This window comes from Lentiprolixibacter aurantiacus, assembly GCF_026241225.1.
In the GTDB taxonomy this organism is placed as follows: Bacteria; Bacteroidota; Bacteroidia; order Flavobacteriales; family Flavobacteriaceae; genus Lentiprolixibacter; species Lentiprolixibacter aurantiacus.
On the sequence record NZ_JAPFQP010000009.1, the window covers coordinates 1 to 506 of the forward strand.

General features: G+C 49.8%; 1 pseudogene. It reads left to right on the plus strand.

Annotated features, from left to right (window positions below):
• Positions 1-506: pseudogene (locus OO016_RS14405) on the plus strand (hypothetical protein); the annotation flags it as partial.

Genomic DNA, 506 nt, shown 5'->3' on the forward strand with positions numbered 1-506 from the left:
TACGGCCACTGAACCAACTGAGGCTGCACCAGCGCCGACTCAGGATGCTGCGAATGTAACTTCAGTGTTCAGTAACGCTTATACTAACGAAGCGGGGACGAATCCCAGGGCATTTGGTAATGATCCCGGGGCTGTATTCTCCGAAATCCAAGTGGCCGGAGATGACGTATGGAGTTATGCTAACACCAATTTCGTAGGGTTACAGAATGATGCAGGTTTTGACTCAAGGACCAACTTTAGTATGGACATTTGGGTGGCTGAGGATGTTTCGTTCAGGGCCGGTCTCATTTCCTTTACCAATCCCGTTTCCAGGGAGGACGTAGAGGTGAACTTGACAGGAGGTCAATGGAACAACATCGATGTGGCTCTTACCGACTTGGTACCCTCAGCCGGCGCTGAAGGACCGTTACCGGACAACCCAACGATCAACCAGATCATCTTTGACGTTCTGGGTGATGGGGTAGAGGCGACTATCTTTGTAGATAATGTATTTTTCTATACGGTCG